The sequence below is a fragment of the Streptomyces sp. NPDC085946 genome (genome assembly GCF_044540485.1).
Classification (GTDB): Bacteria; Actinomycetota; Actinomycetes; order Streptomycetales; family Streptomycetaceae; genus Streptomyces.
The window spans coordinates 370,597-385,985 of sequence record NZ_JBITSF010000004.1 but is presented as its reverse complement, the minus strand read 5'-3'; the positions used below and the strand labels follow the sequence as shown (position 1 = coordinate 385,985).

At 76.5% G+C, this 15,389-nt stretch carries 13 protein-coding genes and 1 pseudogene; 5 read left to right on the top strand and 9 right to left on the bottom strand.

Features of this window, described 5'->3' with window-relative positions; all coding sequences use genetic code 11:
* Positions 1 to 72: 72 nt before the first annotated feature.
* Positions 73 to 1,521 carry a xylulokinase gene (gene xylB, locus ACIF8T_RS11790; protein ID WP_400033751.1) on the bottom strand — a complete coding sequence of 483 codons (1,449 nt, stop codon included), beginning with the start codon at positions 1,519 to 1,521 and terminating at the stop codon, positions 73 to 75.
* A gap of 141 nt (positions 1,522 to 1,662) precedes the next feature.
* Here xylB and xylA point away from each other — a divergent pair, with 141 nt between their 5' ends.
* Positions 1,663 to 2,829, top strand: coding sequence for a xylose isomerase (xylA, locus tag ACIF8T_RS11785; protein WP_400033749.1), 1,167 nt, complete (start codon positions 1,663 to 1,665; stop codon positions 2,827 to 2,829).
* A gap of 627 nt (positions 2,830 to 3,456) precedes the next feature.
* Here xylA and ACIF8T_RS11780 read toward each other — a convergent pair.
* Both ACIF8T_RS11780 and ACIF8T_RS11775 read right to left on the bottom strand, forming a co-directional pair.
* Positions 3,457 to 4,731 carry an SWF or SNF family helicase gene (locus tag ACIF8T_RS11780; protein ID WP_400033747.1) on the bottom strand — a complete coding sequence of 425 codons (1,275 nt, stop codon included), beginning with the start codon at positions 4,729 to 4,731 and terminating at the stop codon, positions 3,457 to 3,459.
* On the bottom strand, positions 4,731 to 7,571 hold the full coding sequence (locus ACIF8T_RS11775) for an SNF2-related protein (protein WP_400033745.1): 2,841 nt from the start codon (positions 7,569 to 7,571) through the stop codon (positions 4,731 to 4,733). Before ACIF8T_RS11775 ends, ACIF8T_RS11780 begins: the two co-directional genes overlap by 1 nt.
* 372 nt (positions 7,572 to 7,943) lie before the next feature.
* On the opposite strand from ACIF8T_RS11775, the gene ACIF8T_RS11770 reads away from it, so the two are divergent.
* Entirely contained in the window at positions 7,944 to 8,126 is a 183-nt protein-coding gene (locus ACIF8T_RS11770; protein WP_400033743.1) for a hypothetical protein, read from the top strand.
* 4 nt (positions 8,127 to 8,130) lie between these two features.
* Here the strand turns inward: ACIF8T_RS11770 and ACIF8T_RS11765 are convergent, their stop codons facing one another.
* The 3 genes from ACIF8T_RS11765 to ACIF8T_RS11755 form a co-directional block, all read right to left on the bottom strand.
* Positions 8,131 to 9,516, bottom strand: a complete 1,386-nt coding sequence (locus ACIF8T_RS11765) for a tannase/feruloyl esterase family alpha/beta hydrolase (RefSeq protein WP_400033741.1) — start codon at positions 9,514 to 9,516, stop codon at positions 8,131 to 8,133.
* Between the two features lie 170 nt (positions 9,517 to 9,686).
* A complete protein-coding gene (locus ACIF8T_RS11760) occupies positions 9,687 to 10,505 on the bottom strand; it encodes a hypothetical protein (RefSeq protein WP_400033739.1) in 819 nt (272 codons plus the stop codon).
* Positions 10,506 to 10,641: 136 nt separating this feature from the next.
* A complete protein-coding gene (locus tag ACIF8T_RS11755; RefSeq protein ID WP_400033737.1) occupies positions 10,642 to 10,938 on the bottom strand; it encodes a hypothetical protein in 297 nt (98 codons plus the stop codon).
* 97 nt (positions 10,939 to 11,035) lie between these two features.
* Between ACIF8T_RS11755 and ACIF8T_RS11750 the strand changes: the two genes are divergently transcribed.
* Positions 11,036 to 11,932: an oxygenase MpaB family protein gene (locus ACIF8T_RS11750; protein WP_400033735.1), complete on the top strand. Its 897-nt coding sequence runs from the start codon at positions 11,036 to 11,038 to the stop codon at positions 11,930 to 11,932.
* 109 nt (positions 11,933 to 12,041) lie between these two features.
* Here ACIF8T_RS11750 and ACIF8T_RS11745 read toward each other — a convergent pair whose 3' ends face one another.
* On the bottom strand, positions 12,042 to 12,641 hold the full coding sequence (locus ACIF8T_RS11745) for a class I SAM-dependent methyltransferase (protein ID WP_400033733.1): 600 nt from the start codon (positions 12,639 to 12,641) through the stop codon (positions 12,042 to 12,044).
* A gap of 349 nt (positions 12,642 to 12,990) precedes the next feature.
* Positions 12,991 to 13,419, bottom strand: a complete 429-nt coding sequence (locus tag ACIF8T_RS11740; RefSeq protein ID WP_400033731.1) for a PPOX class F420-dependent oxidoreductase — start codon at positions 13,417 to 13,419, stop codon at positions 12,991 to 12,993.
* Positions 13,420 to 13,543: 124 nt separating this feature from the next.
* On the opposite strand from ACIF8T_RS11740, the gene ACIF8T_RS11735 reads away from it, so the two are divergent.
* Together ACIF8T_RS11735 and ACIF8T_RS11730 are read left to right on the top strand one after the other, a co-directional pair.
* A complete protein-coding gene (locus tag ACIF8T_RS11735) occupies positions 13,544 to 13,957 on the top strand; it encodes a roadblock/LC7 domain-containing protein (RefSeq protein WP_400033729.1) in 414 nt (137 codons plus the stop codon).
* A gap of 127 nt (positions 13,958 to 14,084) precedes the next feature.
* A pseudogene (locus ACIF8T_RS11730) lies at positions 14,085 to 14,471 on the top strand (DUF6397 family protein); the annotation flags it as partial.
* Positions 14,472 to 14,508: 37 nt separating this feature from the next.
* Here the strand turns inward: ACIF8T_RS11730 and ACIF8T_RS11725 are convergent.
* Positions 14,509 to 15,375, bottom strand: coding sequence for an acyl-CoA thioesterase (locus ACIF8T_RS11725; protein ID WP_400033727.1), 867 nt, complete (start codon positions 15,373 to 15,375; stop codon positions 14,509 to 14,511).
* Positions 15,376 to 15,389 lie beyond the last annotated feature (14 nt).

The following is a 15,389-nucleotide window of genomic DNA, read 5'->3' as shown; positions in this document are numbered from 1 at the left end:
TCGGTGCTGTCCGCGGGCCGGGGCCCGCGGGTGCCGGCCCGTCCGTGCGGGTCCGAGGCCCCCGCACGGGTGTCACCCGGTGACGGTGTGCTGCCGCTGGAGCAGCGGGGCCGCGTCGGAGAGTACCCCGGAGATCCTCTCCAGCGTCTCCCGGTCCCGCTCACCGGCCTCCAGCACCGGTCCGGCGGCCGTGTTCCAGCGCCGGGCCACCGCCCCCGGGTCCTCCCCGGTCAGCAGTCCGGCGGCCTGGGCGGCGGCGCCGAGCGCGACCAGCTCCCGGGCCTCCGGCACCTGGACCGGCCGCCCCGACAGCCGCCGTACCGTCTGCTGCCAGGCGGTGCCCCGGGCGCCGCCGCCGATCAGCAGCAGGGGCGCCGCGGGGTCGGCGTCCTCGTCCAGGACCAGGTCGAGGGCGCCGAGCAGCGCGTGGACGGCGCCGTCGTAGGCGGCCTGGAGCAGCTGGCCGGCGGTCGTGTCGTGGCGCAGGCCGTGCAGCAGGCCGGAGGCGTGCGGCAGGTCGGGGGTGCGCTCGCCGTCCAGGTAGGGCAGCAGGGTGGCGGTGCCGCCCGGTTCGACGGCCTCGCGGTCCAGGCCGAGCAGGGCCGCCACGCGGTCGACGGCGAGCGTGCAGTTCAGGGTGCAGGCCAGCGGCAGCCAGTCGCCGTGCGCGTCGGCGAAGCCCGCCACCGTGCCGGTCGGGTCGGTGGGCCGCCGCCGGGAGACCGCGTACACCGTGCCCGAGGTGCCGAGGCTCATCACCGGCATGCCCGGGCGCAGCCCGAGGCCCAGCGCGGCGGCGGCGTTGTCGCCGGTGCCCGGTGCCACCAGGGTGCCCTTGGAGAACGGCAGGCCGTGGCCGTCGCGCACGGTGCCGGCGACCTCGCCGGGCCGCACCACGCGCGGCAGCAGGGCCGGGTCGAGGCCTACGTGCGCGAGGATCCCCTCGTCGTACGACTCCGTCCCGGACGCCCACCAGCCGGTGCCGGAGGCGTCGCCGCGGTCGGTCGTGCCCTCCCCGGTGAGCCGCTCGGTGAGGTAGTCGTGGGGGAGGCGCACGGCCCGGGTGGCGCGGACCGCCTCCGGCTCGTGCTCGGCCAGCCAGGCCCACTTGGTGACGGTGAAGGAGGCGGCGGGGACGAGCCCGGTGCGCTCGGCCCAGACCTTCGCACCGCCCAGCTCCTCGGTCAGGCGGCGGGCCTGCGGCGCCGAGCGCACGTCGTTCCACAGCAGGGCCGGGCGGACCGGCTCGCCGCGCCCGTCCAGGGTGACCAGGCCGTGCTGCTGTCCGCCGACCGCGACCGCGGCGGCCTCGTGCGCCGCGTCGCCGCACTGGCGCAGCGCCTCGCACAGGGCCTCCCACCACTGGCGCGGGTCGCTCTCGCGGCCGGCGCCAGTGGTCACGGTGTGCGGCGCCTGGCCGCTCGCGACGACCCGGCCGGTGGCCGCGTCGACGACCAGTGCCTTGGTGGACTGCGTGGACGAGTCCACGCCGACGACGAGCGGACCCTCGGCTGCTGACATCGGGCTTCTCCCTCTTCCGCGGCTCAGCGGGATGTGGTCCCGGGCGTTTTTCGGACAGGTTGCGTCTTCCCAGGAGTGCGGTCGCATACTAATTTGTAAATCGCCATGACGAAATAGTCTCAGCGAGCAAGGAGCCGCAGCATGAACTACCAGCCCACCCCCGAGGACAAGTTCACCTTCGGACTGTGGACCGTCGGCTGGCAGGGCCGGGATCCCTTCGGCGACGCCACCCGGCGTGCCCTGGACCCGGTGGAGACGGTGCAGCGCCTGGCCGAGCTGGGCGCCCACGGGGTCACCTTCCACGACGACGACCTGATCCCCTTCGGCTCGGGCGACAGCGAGCGCGAGGCGCACATCAAGCGGTTCCGGGAGGCCCTGGACGCCACCGGCATGAAGGTGCCGATGGCCACCACCAACCTGTTCACCCACCCGGTGTTCAAGGACGGCGCGTTCACCGCCAACGACCGCGACGTGCGCCGCTACGCCCTGCGCAAGACGATCCGCAACATCGACCTCGCCGCCGAGCTGGGCGCCGAGGTGTACGTGGCCTGGGGCGGCCGGGAAGGTGCCGAGTCCGGCGCCGCCAAGGACGTCCGGGTGGCCCTGGACCGCATGAAGGAGGCCTTCGACCTGCTCGGCGAGTACGTCACCTCCCAGGGGTACGACCTGCGCTTCGCCATCGAGCCGAAGCCGAACGAGCCGCGCGGCGACATCCTCCTGCCCACCGTCGGCCACGCGCTGGCCTTCATCGAGCGCCTGGAGCGCCCGGAACTGTACGGCGTGAACCCCGAGGTCGGGCACGAGCAGATGGCGGGCCTGAACTTCCCGCACGGCATCGCGCAGGCGCTGTGGGCGGGCAAGCTGTTCCACATCGACCTCAACGGCCAGTCCGGCATCAAGTACGACCAGGACCTGCGGTTCGGCGCCGGCGACCTGCGCGCCGCGTTCTGGCTGGTCGACCTGCTGGAGTCGGCCGGGTACGCCGGTCCGCGGCACTTCGACTTCAAGCCGCCGCGCACCGAGGACCTGGACGGCGTGTGGGCCTCGGCCGCGGGCTGCATGCGCAACTACCTGATCCTCAAGGAGCGGGCGACGGCCTTCCGCGCCGACCCCGAGGTGCAGGAGGCGCTGCGGGCGGCGCGTCTGGACGAGCTGGCCGAGCCGACGGCCGGGGACGGCCTCCAGGCGCTGCTGGCCGACCGGTCGGCGTTCGAGGAGTTCGACGTCGAGGCCGCGGCGGCGCGCGGCATGGCCTTCGAGCGCCTCGACCAGCTGGCCATGGACCACCTGCTGGGGGCGCGGGGCTGAACCGGCGGAGCGGGCCGCCGGGCCCGGCGGCCGTGCCGGACCCGCGGGGGCGCGAGGGCCGTCGAGGCGGTCCACGCGCGTGCCCGTCGGCACGGGCGCCGGTGAGGCGGCCCGCCGGGGCGTTCCGCGCGGGCCGCGCCGGAAGCACGGGCTGCCTGCCCCGGCTCCGCACGGACCCCCGCGCGGAGGGCGCGCCCCGGAGGGGCGGCCGGGGTGACGCCGGCCGGTGGGTCCGGGCCGCCCTCGCCGCTGCGCCACTGCCTGCGAAACGGCTCCGGGCCGCCGTCGTCCCCGTACGGCGGCCCGGAGCCGTCCGGCCTCCTCCGCGGCCGCCCGGTGCCCGCGAGGGGCAGCGGTGAGGGGATGCCGGGACGGCAACCCGGCGGGAGCCCGCCCGGCAGGGCCGGGGACGGTTGGGGTACCTCCTTCCGGACCCGAGCCGCTCCCGTCCGGCGCCTCCGTCAGGAAGTCGTCGCCCCCGAGGCGGCCGGCCACCGGCGGCACGGTGACGGCCGCCGTCGTCACCACTGCGGCGAGTGGCATCAGCAACCCACCGCGGCCGTCCCCCCCCGTGCCCGGTGACGGGCCGCCCCGACGGCCCCGGCGGGCCGTCCACCGCCGCCGGCGTCAGACGCCGGTGTCCGTTCCCTCCTCGCCGGTCCGCCGCGCCGCGGCCAGCGCCGTCGCCGGGTCCTGTGCCGCCCCTCCGGCGGGCACCCAGCGGCCGTCCTCCTCGCGGTACGGCCACCAGCGGCCGTCCCGGCCCAGGCGCAGCTGCCGCCCGGTGCCCACGGCGGTCCAGCGGTTGCCCCCGGCCCGCAGCACCGGACGCTCGTCGGGATCCCAGGCCGTCTCCAGGGCGGCACGCGCGCGTGCCAGCGCCTCGCCGGTGACCGTCCACTCCTCGTCGAGCACGGCCAGCGCGGCCGGCCCGCCGTGGTGCCAGGCGCGTACGGCCACGGCCAGCCCGTCCCGGCCGCGCCCCGTCGCGCGGGCGAGCCGGTCCGCCACGGCAGGGCCGGGAGAGCCCGCGGCGAGCCGCACCGCGTCCTGGGCGACCGTGGGCTCCGGCTCCGGCGGGTGGTGGGCGTGGCCCTGCGAGAGCGCCCGCGCGAGCAGGCGGCGGGCCTCGGCGGCCGTCCGGGCCGCCAGGAACTCCAGCGCCTCCGGGTCGAGTCCGGCGGCCGGCCCGGTCTCCGCGTCCAGGGACGGCGGCACGCCGGGCTCCTCGGGCAGCCCGGGCGGGGCGGGCAGCGGCGGCAGGACCGCGCCCGCCGCGTACGCCTCCGCCGCGTCGACGCCCTGCGGCCGGGACGCCTCCCCGGACGGGCCCCGGCGGGCGCGCAGGGCCTCCAGCAGGGCGTCCTCGTCCCGGCCCCGCAGCAGGAACAGCACGAACGGGTCCTGGTCCAGCAGCCGCGCCATCCGGTAGCAGAGCGCCGCCGTGTGCCCGCAGTGGTCCCAGGCGCCGCAGTCGCACTCCGGTTCCAGCTCGCCCGGGCCCGGCAGCAGGTCCGCACCGGCGTCCGCCGCGTCCTCGACCAGGTGCGGCGGCATCTCGCGGTCCAGCAGGGCCGCCACGTGCCCGGCCCGCTCGGCGGCCACGGCGACGAAGCGGTCCCACTGCGCGCCGGACAACTCCTCCAGCAGCACGTCGGCGCGGTACGCCGTACCGTCGCGGTCCGTGACCACGGCCGTGATGCGCCCCGGGCGGACCGTGACCGCCCCGACCGCCCCCGCACGGGCCAGCCGCCGTCCCGTCCGCACCTGCTCCCCGTCCAGCGCCGCCTCCTCCAGCGCCCTCAGCCAGGCCCGGCCCCACCACGACCCCGCGAAGCCCCTCCCGCGTGCGGGCGGCAGCGCGGCGAAGGTCCGCTCCACGTCACTCGTGTCTCCCCGCATCACAGACTCCCCCGCAGTTCGACCAGGTCCGCCAGCTCCGCGTCGGTGAGCTCCGTCAGCGCCGCCTCGCCGGAGCCCAGCACCGCGTCGGCCAGTTCCCGCTTGCGGGCCAGCAGGTCGGCGATGCGGTCCTCGACGGTGCCCTCGGCGACGATCCGGTGCACCTGCACCGGCCGGGTCTGGCCGATGCGGTACGCGCGGTCCGTGGCCTGTGCCTCGACGGCCGGGTTCCACCAGCGGTCGTAGTGCACGACGTGCTCGGCCCGGGTGAGGTTCAGGCCCGTGCCCGCCGCCTTCAGCGACAGCAGGAAGACGGGGACGTCGCCGTCCTGGAAACGCCGCACCATGGCCTCGCGCCCGGCGGCCGGCGTTCCGCCGTGCAGGAACAGGGAGGGCACCCCGCGGGCCGCCAGGTGCCGTTCCAGCAGCCGGGCCATCGCCACGTACTGCGTGAAGACCAGGACGGCCGTCCGCTCGGCGAGGACGGTGTCGAGGAGTTCGTCCAGCAGCTCCAGCTTCCCGGACCGCCCGGCGATCACCGGCCGCTCCTCCTTCAGGAACTGCGCCGGGTGGTTGCAGATCTGCTTCAGCCCGGTCAGCAGTCTCACGATCAGCCCGCGCCGCGCCGTGCCGTCCGCGCCGGCGATCTCCGCGAGCGCCTCCCGGACCACGGCCTCGTACAGCGCCGTCTGCTCCGGGGTGAGCGACACGACGTGGTCGGTCTCCGTCTTCGGCGGCAGCTCCGGCGCGATCCCCGGGTCGGACTTGCGGCGCCGCAGCAGGAACGGCCGCACGAGCCGGGCGAGGCGCTCCGCGGCGACCGGGTCCCGGCCGGCCTCCACGGCCTCGGCGTAGCACCGGCGGAAGGTGCCGAGCCGGCCCAGCAGGCCGGGGGTCGTCCAGTCGAGGATCGCCCACAGCTCCGACAGGTTGTTCTCCACCGGGGTGCCGGTGAGCGCCACGCGTGCCCGTCCCCCGAGGGACCGCAGCTGCCGGGCCGTTGAGGAGTACGGGTTCTTGACGTGCTGCGCCTCGTCCGCCACGACCAGCCCCCACGGCACCCCGGCGAGCCGGGCCGCGTCCAGGCGCATGGTGCCGTACGTGGTGAGCACGAACTCGCCGTCGGCCAGGGCGTCCAGGTCGCGCCGGGTGCCGTGGAAGCGCCGCACGCGCGTGCCCGGCGCGAACCGCTCGATCTCCCGCTGCCAGTTGCCCATCAGGGAGGTCGGGCACACGACGAGGGTGGGGCCCGCGGACGCCGGATCGGTCTGCCGGTGCAGATGCAGGGCGATCAGCGTGACGGTCTTGCCGAGTCCCATGTCGTCCGCGAGGCAGCAGCCGAGGCCCAGGGAGGTCGTCCGGGCCAGCCAGGTCAGGCCGCGCCGCTGGTAGTCCCGCAGCGTGGCCCGCAGGGCCGCCGGCGGGGCGACCGGTTCCTGCGCCTCGGGGTCCGCGAGCCGCTCCCGCAGCTCCGCCAGCCACCCGGTGGGCCGTACCTCGACCCGGCGGCCGTCGACCTCCACCGAGCCCGTCAGGGCGGCGCCCAGGGCGTCCACGGGCGCCAGCCCGCGGTCCTGCCGGGCGCGGGCCCCGCGCACCTCCTCGGGGTCGATCAGGACCCACCGGTCGCGCAGCCGCACCACGGGCCGCCCGGCCTCGGCGAGCCGGTCCAGCTCCTCCCGCGTGAGCCGCCGGTCGCCGAGCGCGAACCGCCAGGAGAACGCGAGCAGCGCGTCGGCGGACAGGAACGACGGCCCACCCGGGAAACCGGCCTGCGGGGCGCCGGTCCCGGAACCGGCCTTCCGTGAGGCCGCGGGACCGGGCTCGGGCCCGCCGCCGGAGGGGCCGACCTCCGCGCCCGTGGTCAGGCCGCGCACCAGCTCCTTCGGCCAGTGCACGTCGATCCCCGCGCCGGCCAGCGCCCGGGCGCCCCGTCCGAGGAGCTCGGCCACCTCCTCGTCGGCGAGTTCCACCGCGTCCGGCACGGCCGACGCCAGCAGGGGCGCGAGCGGGGGCCACGCCCGGACCGCGCGGCGCAGCGCGAGCAGGGCGTCCCCGCGCGCGTGCGGCCCGAACACCGCTTCCGGCTCCCCGGTCCACACGTCGGCGGCGTCCGCGACGAGCGCCGGATCGCTCACGCTGTGCACCTGCGGCACGGCCCGCAGGGTCACGTCCGCCCCGTCGCCCGCCCCGTCGGTCAGGCCGCGCGCCTCGATCCGCAGCGACAGCCGCACGCCGGCGTCGTGGCCCGCCGCGACGGCGGCGGCCCAGGCGCGCTGCTCCGGCAGGTGCACCGGCTCCGGCGCCGCGTAGGCCGGGCCGCCCGTCGCCGACGGTGCGGCGGGGGAGCGGGGCAGGGTGTCGGCGACCGCGTCCAGGAAGGCGCGCAGCAGCCGCTCCGGGTCGGGCAGCCGCAGCGGGAGGGCGTCGTCCACCGGCACGGCGTGGGCCTCGGGCGGCATCGCGGCGGCGAGCCGGCGCACCGCCTCGACGTCCTCCGCCCGCAGCGGGCCCGCCCGCCAGGCGTCCAGGTCGCCGGGGGCGAGGCCGGGCAGCAGCAGACCGCGCGCCACCAGGTGCAGGGCGTGCACGGCGGCGGCGCCCCAGAACACGGTGGCCCGGTGCCCGCGTCCGGCGGCACGCGCGCGCGTGAGCAGCGGCAGGGCCGTCCGCAGCGGCACCAGGACGGCGGGCACGCGCACTGCCTCGACCCCCGCGTCGCCCGGTACGACGACGGTCAGCTCCGCGGCGGACGCGGACCCGACGGCCGGCACAGCGGCTCCGTCCGGCCGCCAGAAGGCGACACTGCCGAGGCGGGCCGGGGTGCCGGGCACGAACACCGAGCAGCAGTCGGCCGGTTCGGGGACATCCGGGAGCGTGGGGAGCCGGGCGGACGGCGGCGGGACGGGGAGCGACGGGGAAGGCGGCTGAGCGGGAATGGCGTATTCCTCAAATTTGACTAGTTGAGCCGGAGTCGCCGAGGGTACACCACCGGGCGAGCCCTCCGGCTATGACTTCGCTGTGATCCGGGTCACCATCGGGGTGCGGCACGTGAGGGGTGAGGCGCTGCCGGGGCGGAACCGGCAGCGGACTCTCCGGGGCGTCTCGGGGTCGTACTCAGGGTCGTCTCAGGGGCGCGGTGAGGAACCGCCCGGAGCACGGGCCCGTTTTCAGGACAGAGAGCGGCAGTGGCCGCGAAGGAGGCGACGCACATGTCGAACAATGCCAAGATCGCCGCGGGGGGTGTGGCGGTCGGACTGCTCCTGCTGATCTGGCTGCCCTGGTGGGCCGCGCTCCTGATCGTCCTGGGAGTCCCGGCCGCCGCGTACCTCGCCCTGGACCCCTCGCAGCGGCGCAGGCTGCGCCGGGCCCGCCGCAGGGAGCTCGGCCGCTGAGGCGCTAGCGTCCCGGCGCGGTCCCGCCGTCCAGCGCGCAGGAGTCGACCACATCGCCGTCCGCGGGCCTGTCCACGGTCCGGTCCGCGGGCGGCCGCACCCCCCGCTCCACCCACGCCGTCAGGGCGTCGAACGCCGCCCGGTAGCAGGGCAGGACCGGGCGCAGCCGGTCCGGATGGGTGTCGTGGAGACCGTCGACGTGGGTGCCGCCCTCGACCGTGTAGTAGCGGTGCAGCGGCCCCCGCCCGCTCGCGTCGACCATCTCCGCGTACACGTCGGAGTCCGCCGCCTTGGGCAGCAGCGCGTCCAGGTCGCCGTGCAGGGTGAGCAGCGGCCGGCCGATGCGCCCGGTCAGCGCCACCCGGGCCACCGCGCGGTGCACGGACGCCGGCCGGGAGGCGTAGTCGTAGGCCGCGTCGGAGGGGCACGGCGCGAGGATCTGCTCGGTGGTGCTCCCGGCGGAGGGACCGGGGCACGCGGGGTCGTACGCCGGGTCGAACTCGGCGCGGTAGATCTTCTGCGTCAGCCCCCAGTACACCTTCTCGTGGTAGGGCCACAGGAACTCGGAGCCGCGTGCGAACCCCGCCGCGTACAGGTCCTCGTCGCGTGCCGCACCGGTCGTCCGCGCCACCGCCGGCGGCAGGAAGGTGAGCAGGTTCGGGCCGCCCGCGGTCCACAGGGCGCCCTCCCAGTCCACGCCGCCGTCGTACAGCTCGGGGTGGTTCTCCAGCTGCCAGCGGGTGAGGTAGCCGCCGTTGGAGATGCCGGTGATGTACGTGCGGCGCGGGGCGTGCCCGTAGCGCTGGGCCACCGCGCGCCGGGCCGCCCGGGTCAGCTGGGTGGTCCGCGTGTTCCACTCGGCGACCGCGTCGCCGGGCCGTCTCCCGTCGCGGTAGAAGTCGGCGCCGTTGTTGCCCTTGTCGGTCGCGGCGTAGGCGTAGCCCCGGGCGAGCACCTGGTCGGAGATCGCCTTGTCCGTCGCGTACTGCCTGCGCGTGCCGGGCGCGCCCGTGACGACGAGACCGCCGTTCCAGCGGTCCGGCAGCCGGATGACGAACTGCGCGTCGTGCCGCCAGCCGTGCGTGGTGTTGAAGCGGGAGGAGTCCGGGAAGTAGCCGTCGATCTGCGCGCCGGGGACCCCGGACGGGGTGCGCGTGCCCCGGGCGGTCAGTCCGGCCTGGTCGGCCAGGTCCGTGTAGGGGGTGCCGGCGAGTCCCGCGGTGGTCAGATCGTCGAGACAGGCGGTGCGCTGACGGGCCGCCCCGGGCACGCGCACCTGGTCGAGGCGTGCGCAGGGGCCGTCCCCGTCCGCCGTGGCACGGGCGGGGGCGGTGAGGGCACCGGCCGTGAGGGCGGCGGCGAGCAGCGGAAGGACACGGGACGGACGCATGGGCGGCCTCCGGGTGGACGACGAACGGGTGGTGTGCCAGGGGCTGCCCCATCGTGGGGGGCCGCCCGCGCGTCATCCATGGGTCGACGCCACATGGAGTGGCGTCTCGGTGTAGGGCCCGAAGACAGTCGCGGCGGTGCGCGAGCCGCCCCGCCGGCTGCGGCCGGGGCTCAGCTGGGCCGCACGGCCATCTTGTCGAGGGCCTCCAGGAGACCCGGCAGTTCCGGGCCCCGCCCCACCGGCAGCACCTCGCCCGGTTCCTCGTCGAGCAGCACGAAGGCGATGTCGTCGGTCCTGGCGACGAGCGACCAGCCGGGGCCGTCGGCCCGCAGGATGCGCGCGTCGCCCGGCGCGAAGGACGACCGGACCCGGCCCAGGGGCGGCGGGGTGTCGAGGTAGGTCCGGGCCTCGGCGAGGACCCGCCGGACACCGCCGTGGCCCGGCGCCGCGCCCTCCGCCGCCCCGTCCCCGGCCTCCGGCCGTACGAACGCGGCGTCGTCGACCTGCTCGCGCCACGCCCCCCACTGCAGGGCGATCTCGTCCGCCCCCAGCCGCCGCTGGGCGGGTCCCCAGGTGCTGGTGTCCGGCGGCGTCAGCGCGGGCCGGTCGGCCTCCCCGGGGCCGGGGTCGTGCGGTGCGGGCACGCCCGGCGCCGCCACGGCGACCGCGAGGGGCCAGCCGGGCAGGGCGGCGACGACCGTGCGCTCGTCGGGCGACAGGTCGTACTCCATGCCGCAGTCCCAGGACGCGATCGCGACGGCCACCAGGGAGACGTCGTCGATGACGACGGTCCAGCGGGCGCCGCCGCCGTCCTGGCCCAGCACCAGCCCGTACCCGTCGGCCAGCGGCGCCAGCCCGAGCGCCGCGCACGCCTCCGGATAGTCGTCGCCGAGGACACTCGGGAACTTCGCGGGCGTCAGCAGCACCGCCGTGAGCACATAGAGCGCATCGTCCGCGGCGGCCACGGCGCCCTCGTCCGTGCCGGCCATCCCAGCCTCCCCACAGGTTCGTCCAACGGCGCGCACCCTATGCGCCCCGCAGCCGCTTGTCACGACCCGGCGAGGCGGCCGGGAGCTGCGGCTCTCCGGCCCGGTGGGGCGCACCGGCCGCCCGCCGGCGGACGCGTCAGGCCGCCGGCAGGCCCAGCAGCGCGCGGGCGACGGCCCGCGGCGACTCGTCGCGCTCCCGCGCGAGCGCGGGGACGGCCCGGCAGGCCAGTTCGTTCACCCCGAACGACAGGGCCTCCGGCGACACCCAGCCGGCCGCCTCGTCGATCGCGTCCTGGTCGTCCTCCGCGCACGCCGCGACGTAGGCCGCGGCGGCCTCGAAGAGGTTGTGCGGAGGCTCGTCCCGGCGGGTGCGCGTCTCCGTGCGCAAGGCGTCCCGGAGCCTGACGCCGGACCTGCGGACCATGCCCCACATGATGACCGCCTTCCCCTGGGTGTCGCCCTGGCCGACCGTTCATCCCCTCCTGTCCAACGTAGAGTTGGGAGTCCGGCGGCAGAAGGGGGAGAGCGCGGTGAAGCGCTTCGCACGGCTGGAGGAGATCCGGCGGATGGACCCGTACCGGCAGGCCACGGAGATCTACCGGCTCAGCTCGGCGTACGAGTTCCCCTGGGACTTCACCCGAGCCCTGGAACTGGCCCTGTACCGCACGTACGCCGTCCCGAGCATCGGCCGGCTCCTCGCCGAGACGGCGGAGCTCACGGACCGGACGCAGAAGCGGTACGACGACACCTCGCTGCTCCTGGACGCCGTGGTCGAGCACGGCTTCGGCAGCGACCAGGGCCGCACCGCGATCCGCCGCGTCAACCAGATGCACCGCAGCTACGACATCGGCAACGACGACATGCGGTACGTGCTCTGCACGTTCGTCGTGATGCCCAAGCGGTGGATCGACGCCTACGGCTGGCGCCGGCTGTCCCGCCACGAGACGATCGCCGCCACGGTCCACTACCGCACCCTCGGCCGGCACCTGGGCATCAAGGACCTCCCCGAGACGTACGAGGAGTTCGCGGACTGCCTCGACGCCTACGAGGAGGCCCATTTCGCCTGGGACGAGGACGCCCGCCGGGTCTCGGACGCCACGCTCGGCCTGATGGCCTCCTGGTACCCGCGCCCGCTCGCGCCGCTGCTGCGGACCGCGACGCTCGCCCTGCTCGACGAGCCCCTCCTGCGGGCCTTCCGCTACACCCCGCCGAGCCCCGCCACCCGCGCGTGGGTGCGCCGCGCGGTGCGGCTGCGCGGCCGGGCCGTCCGGCTGCTGCCACCGCGGCGGGCCCCGCACTTCGCACGCCAGAACTGGGAGATCAAGAGCTATCCGGACGGCTACCGGCTGGCGGACCTGGGCACGCACCCGGTCCCGGGCGTCGGCGGCTGCCCGGTGCGGCACCTGGACATGCCGGAGACGCAGTGAGAGCGGCGGGGGCCGCCGGGGCGCGGCACGGACCGGGGTCCGGCCCCTCCGCACGCCCGGCCGGGGCACCGCCCCCGACCCGGCGGCTCCCGCGGGAGCCCCGGAAGGGCTAGCCCTCCCGCACCGCCAGCGCCAGGAAGCGGCTGTCCTCGTCCACGTACGACGTCATGCGCCAGCCCGAACCGGCCAGCAGGGGGCGCAGGTTGGGCTCGGCGCGCAGGTCCTCCGGGGTGATCTCGCGGCCCTGGCGGGCGGCGAGCGCCGCGCGGCCGATCGGGTGGAACAGCGCGAGGACCCCGCCGGGCCGGACCACGCGTGCCAGCTCCCGCAGGTTCTCCGACGGTTGCGGCAGGTGCGCGATCAGCCCGGCCGCGAACACCGCGTCCAGCGACCCGGAGCGCAGCGGCAGCGCGGCGACGTCCGCCAGCAGCAACCGCCCGTCCCGGTCCCGCCCGGCCCGTACGGCGGCCTCCAGCATGGCCGGGGTCAGGTCGGCCCCGAGGACCACTCCCGACGGGCCCACGGCCGCCCGCAGCGGCGGCAGGGCGCGCCCGGTGCCGCAGCCCGCGTCGAGGACCCGGTCACCCGCGCGCAGACCGAGCCCGGCCACCGCCGCCGCGTAGGCGGGGCCGTCGTCGGGGAACCGGCTGTCCCAGCCGGCCGCGCGGGCGGCGAAGAACTCCTGCACGTGTGTGTGGTCGTCGCTCATGCCCCGCATGATCCCTCACCGGTACGGCGGACGCGCAGCACACGTCCGGCGGACCTCCCGGTGCGCACGTCCGAGCGCGACGCGGTCGTCGCGGCGCCTCTCCGGGGCAGGGCGCGACACCTACCGGCATGCGCCCCTGACGTGCGCCCGGGCGGGACCGGCGTCCCTCCGGCGCACACCGGTACGGGGCCGGGGACGTCCGCCGCGCCCCGGGCCCGGCCCCGGGGACCGTCGCGCCGTGCGGCGCCCGCGACCGCGGCTCCGGGAAGGAGGCGCTCGTCCGGCTCGTGGCGTACGCCGGGCCGGACGCACACCGCCCGGCCCGGCGGGACGCACCGCGGACCCGGCCTCAGCCCGCCACGCCCTTCTCCGAGACGACCTGGTCGACCGTGACGCGGACGAGGAGTTCCCCGGGGACGCCGTTGCGGGCACCGAACTCCTCGGCGCGGTCCGCGCCCATGTACCGGGCCGCGATCCGGGCCGCCCGGTGCCGGAGTTCGCCGAGGTCCTCCGAGATCCCGGCACGGCCCCGCAGCACCACGAAGCCGAAGGGCGGCCGGTCGTCGTCCACGCACAGGGCCACCCGGCCGTCGCGGACGAGGTTGCGGCCCTTCACGGTCCGCCCGCCGGTGGTGAACACCACCTCGTCCCCGTCGAGCAGGAACCACACCGGCGTCACGTGCGGACCGCCGTCGGAGCGCACGGTGGCGAGCTTCCCGGTGCGGGTGCCGTGCGAGACGAAGTCCCGCCATTCGGTGTCGGTCATCTTCTGTGCCATGCCCCCGTCCTGCTTGCCCACGGTGCGGTCCTGGGGAAGGCTGGCGTGGAGATCCGCCGCCGGGGGAGACCCCGCACGGGGATCGCACGGGGATCGCACGGGGACGACACGGGGAGACCGGGACATGACGCAGAACCGGGGACTGGGCTGGCTGCTGGACGATCTGACCGAGCGCGTCGACCACGTACGGCACGCCCTGGTGCTGTCCAACGACGGCCTGGTGACGGGGGCCAGCACCGGACTGCGGCGCGAGGACGCGGAGCACCTGGCGGCCGTGTCCTCCGGGCTGCACAGCCTGGCCAAGGGATCGGGACGCCACTTCGGCGCGGGCCGGGTGCGCCAGACGATGGTCGAGTTCGACGACGCGGTGCTCTTCGTCACCGCCGCGGGCACCGGCAGCTGCCTGTGCGTCCTCAGCGGCGCCGAGGCCGACATCGGGCAGATCGCGTACGAGATGACCCTGCTGGTCAACCGGGTCGGCGAGCACCTCGACGTGGACGCCCGGCACCCCGGGAGCAACCCGGCCGAAGGGCTCTGACCTGCGGATCCGTCGGTCCTCGTGGAGTTGTCCACAGGCCCGCCGCGAGACGCTCCGCAGCGGCTACGGTTTTCTCCGGGGCCGGTGCGGGCGGCGCGGGCCACTGACTCCACGGGGGAGACCGACCATGTCCCACACCGTCGTCACACGACCCGGCCGGCCTTCCCGGGAGCCCGGCCGCGCCGTCCGCGCACCGGGCGTGAAGCACAGCGAGCCGGTCCTCGCCGTGGGCCCGGGACCGATCCGGACGGTGCCCGGCGAAGGGGGCGGGGGCCGACGCGCCGACCGCGCCGGGACCGGGCGGCCGCGGGCCGGGGAGGGCCTGTGCGGGGCGCCGCGCGAGCGCGTCAGGACCATCAGCACGCGGGCGGGCGCGGTGCTCGCCGGGGCGACGCCGACCCGGTCCGCCCGCCTCGCGCGCCCGGGCCGGATCGTGCCCGGGCCGTTCCGTCCGAAGCACCGCGGGGCCGTGGTCCGGCCGTACCCGGCGGAGGAACCGCGGCAGGTCGCGTCCGGAGCGGGCCACGAGCCGCTGCCGACCGGGCGGGTCCCTACAGGGCCCGGAAGAGCCCTTCCTGGACGACCGAGACGAGCAGCCGGCCCTGCAGGTCGTAGATGCGGCCGCGGGCCAGTCCCCGTCCGCCCGTGGCGATCGGCGACTCCTGGTCGTACAGGAACCACTCGTCCGCGCGGAACGGCCGGTGGAACCACATGGCGTGGTCCAGCGACGCCATGTCGAAGCCCCGCGGACCCCACAGCGGTTCGACCGGGATGCGGACGGCGTCCAGGAGCGTCATGTCGCTGGCGTAGGTCAGCGCGCAGGTGTGCACGAGCGGGTCGTCGCCCAGCGGCCCGACCGCGCGCATCCACACGGCGCTGCGGGGCTCGGCGTCCTTGACCTCCTCGGCACTCCAGCGCAGCCGGTCCACGTAGCGGATGTCGAACGGCTGGCGGCGGGCCATCCGCTCCAGCTGCTCGGGCAGCGCGCCCAGGTGCTCCCGGATCTCGTCCGTCACCGTCGGCAGCGACTCGGGGTCCGGGACCTCGCGGGCCGGCGGCAGCTGGTGCTCGAAGCTCCCCTGTTCGGGCTGGTGGAAGGAGGCGGTGAGATTGAAGATCGTGCGGCCCTGCTGCACGGCGGTGACCCGGCGCGTGGTGAACGACCGGCCGTCCCGCACCCGCTCCACCTGGTACACGATCGGCACCCCCGGCCGGCCCGGCCGCAGGAAGTACGCGTGCAGCGAGTGCACCGGGCGGTCGCCCTCCGTGGTGCGGCCGGCGGCGACCAGCGCCTGGCCCGCCACCTGGCCGCCGAAGACCCGCTGCAGGGACTCCTGCGGGCTGCGGCCACGGAAGATGTTGACCTCGATCTGCTCCAGGTCGAGCAGGGCGACCAGGCTCTCGGCCGGATTCGTCATGGGTGGGATTCTCC

Coding starts and splice junctions, on each gene's coding strand:
- xylB (WP_400033751.1), bottom strand. CDS start 1,521: ATGTCAGCAGCCGAGGGTCCGCTCGTCGTCGGCGTGGACTCGTCCACG.
- xylA (WP_400033749.1), top strand. CDS start 1,663: ATGAACTACCAGCCCACCCCCGAGGACAAGTTCACCTTCGGACTGTGG.
- ACIF8T_RS11780 (WP_400033747.1), bottom strand. CDS start 4,731: ATGCGGGGAGACACGAGTGACGTGGAGCGGACCTTCGCCGCGCTGCCG.
- ACIF8T_RS11770 (WP_400033743.1), top strand. CDS start 7,944: ATGTCGAACAATGCCAAGATCGCCGCGGGGGGTGTGGCGGTCGGACTG.
- ACIF8T_RS11765 (WP_400033741.1), bottom strand. CDS start 9,516: ATGCGTCCGTCCCGTGTCCTTCCGCTGCTCGCCGCCGCCCTCACGGCC.
- ACIF8T_RS11760 (WP_400033739.1), bottom strand. CDS start 10,505: ATGGCCGGCACGGACGAGGGCGCCGTGGCCGCCGCGGACGATGCGCTC.
- ACIF8T_RS11755 (WP_400033737.1), bottom strand. CDS start 10,938: ATGTGGGGCATGGTCCGCAGGTCCGGCGTCAGGCTCCGGGACGCCTTG.
- ACIF8T_RS11745 (WP_400033733.1), bottom strand. CDS start 12,641: ATGAGCGACGACCACACACACGTGCAGGAGTTCTTCGCCGCCCGCGCG.
- ACIF8T_RS11740 (WP_400033731.1), bottom strand. CDS start 13,419: ATGGCACAGAAGATGACCGACACCGAATGGCGGGACTTCGTCTCGCAC.
- ACIF8T_RS11735 (WP_400033729.1), top strand. CDS start 13,544: ATGACGCAGAACCGGGGACTGGGCTGGCTGCTGGACGATCTGACCGAG.
- ACIF8T_RS11725 (WP_400033727.1), bottom strand. CDS start 15,375: ATGACGAATCCGGCCGAGAGCCTGGTCGCCCTGCTCGACCTGGAGCAG.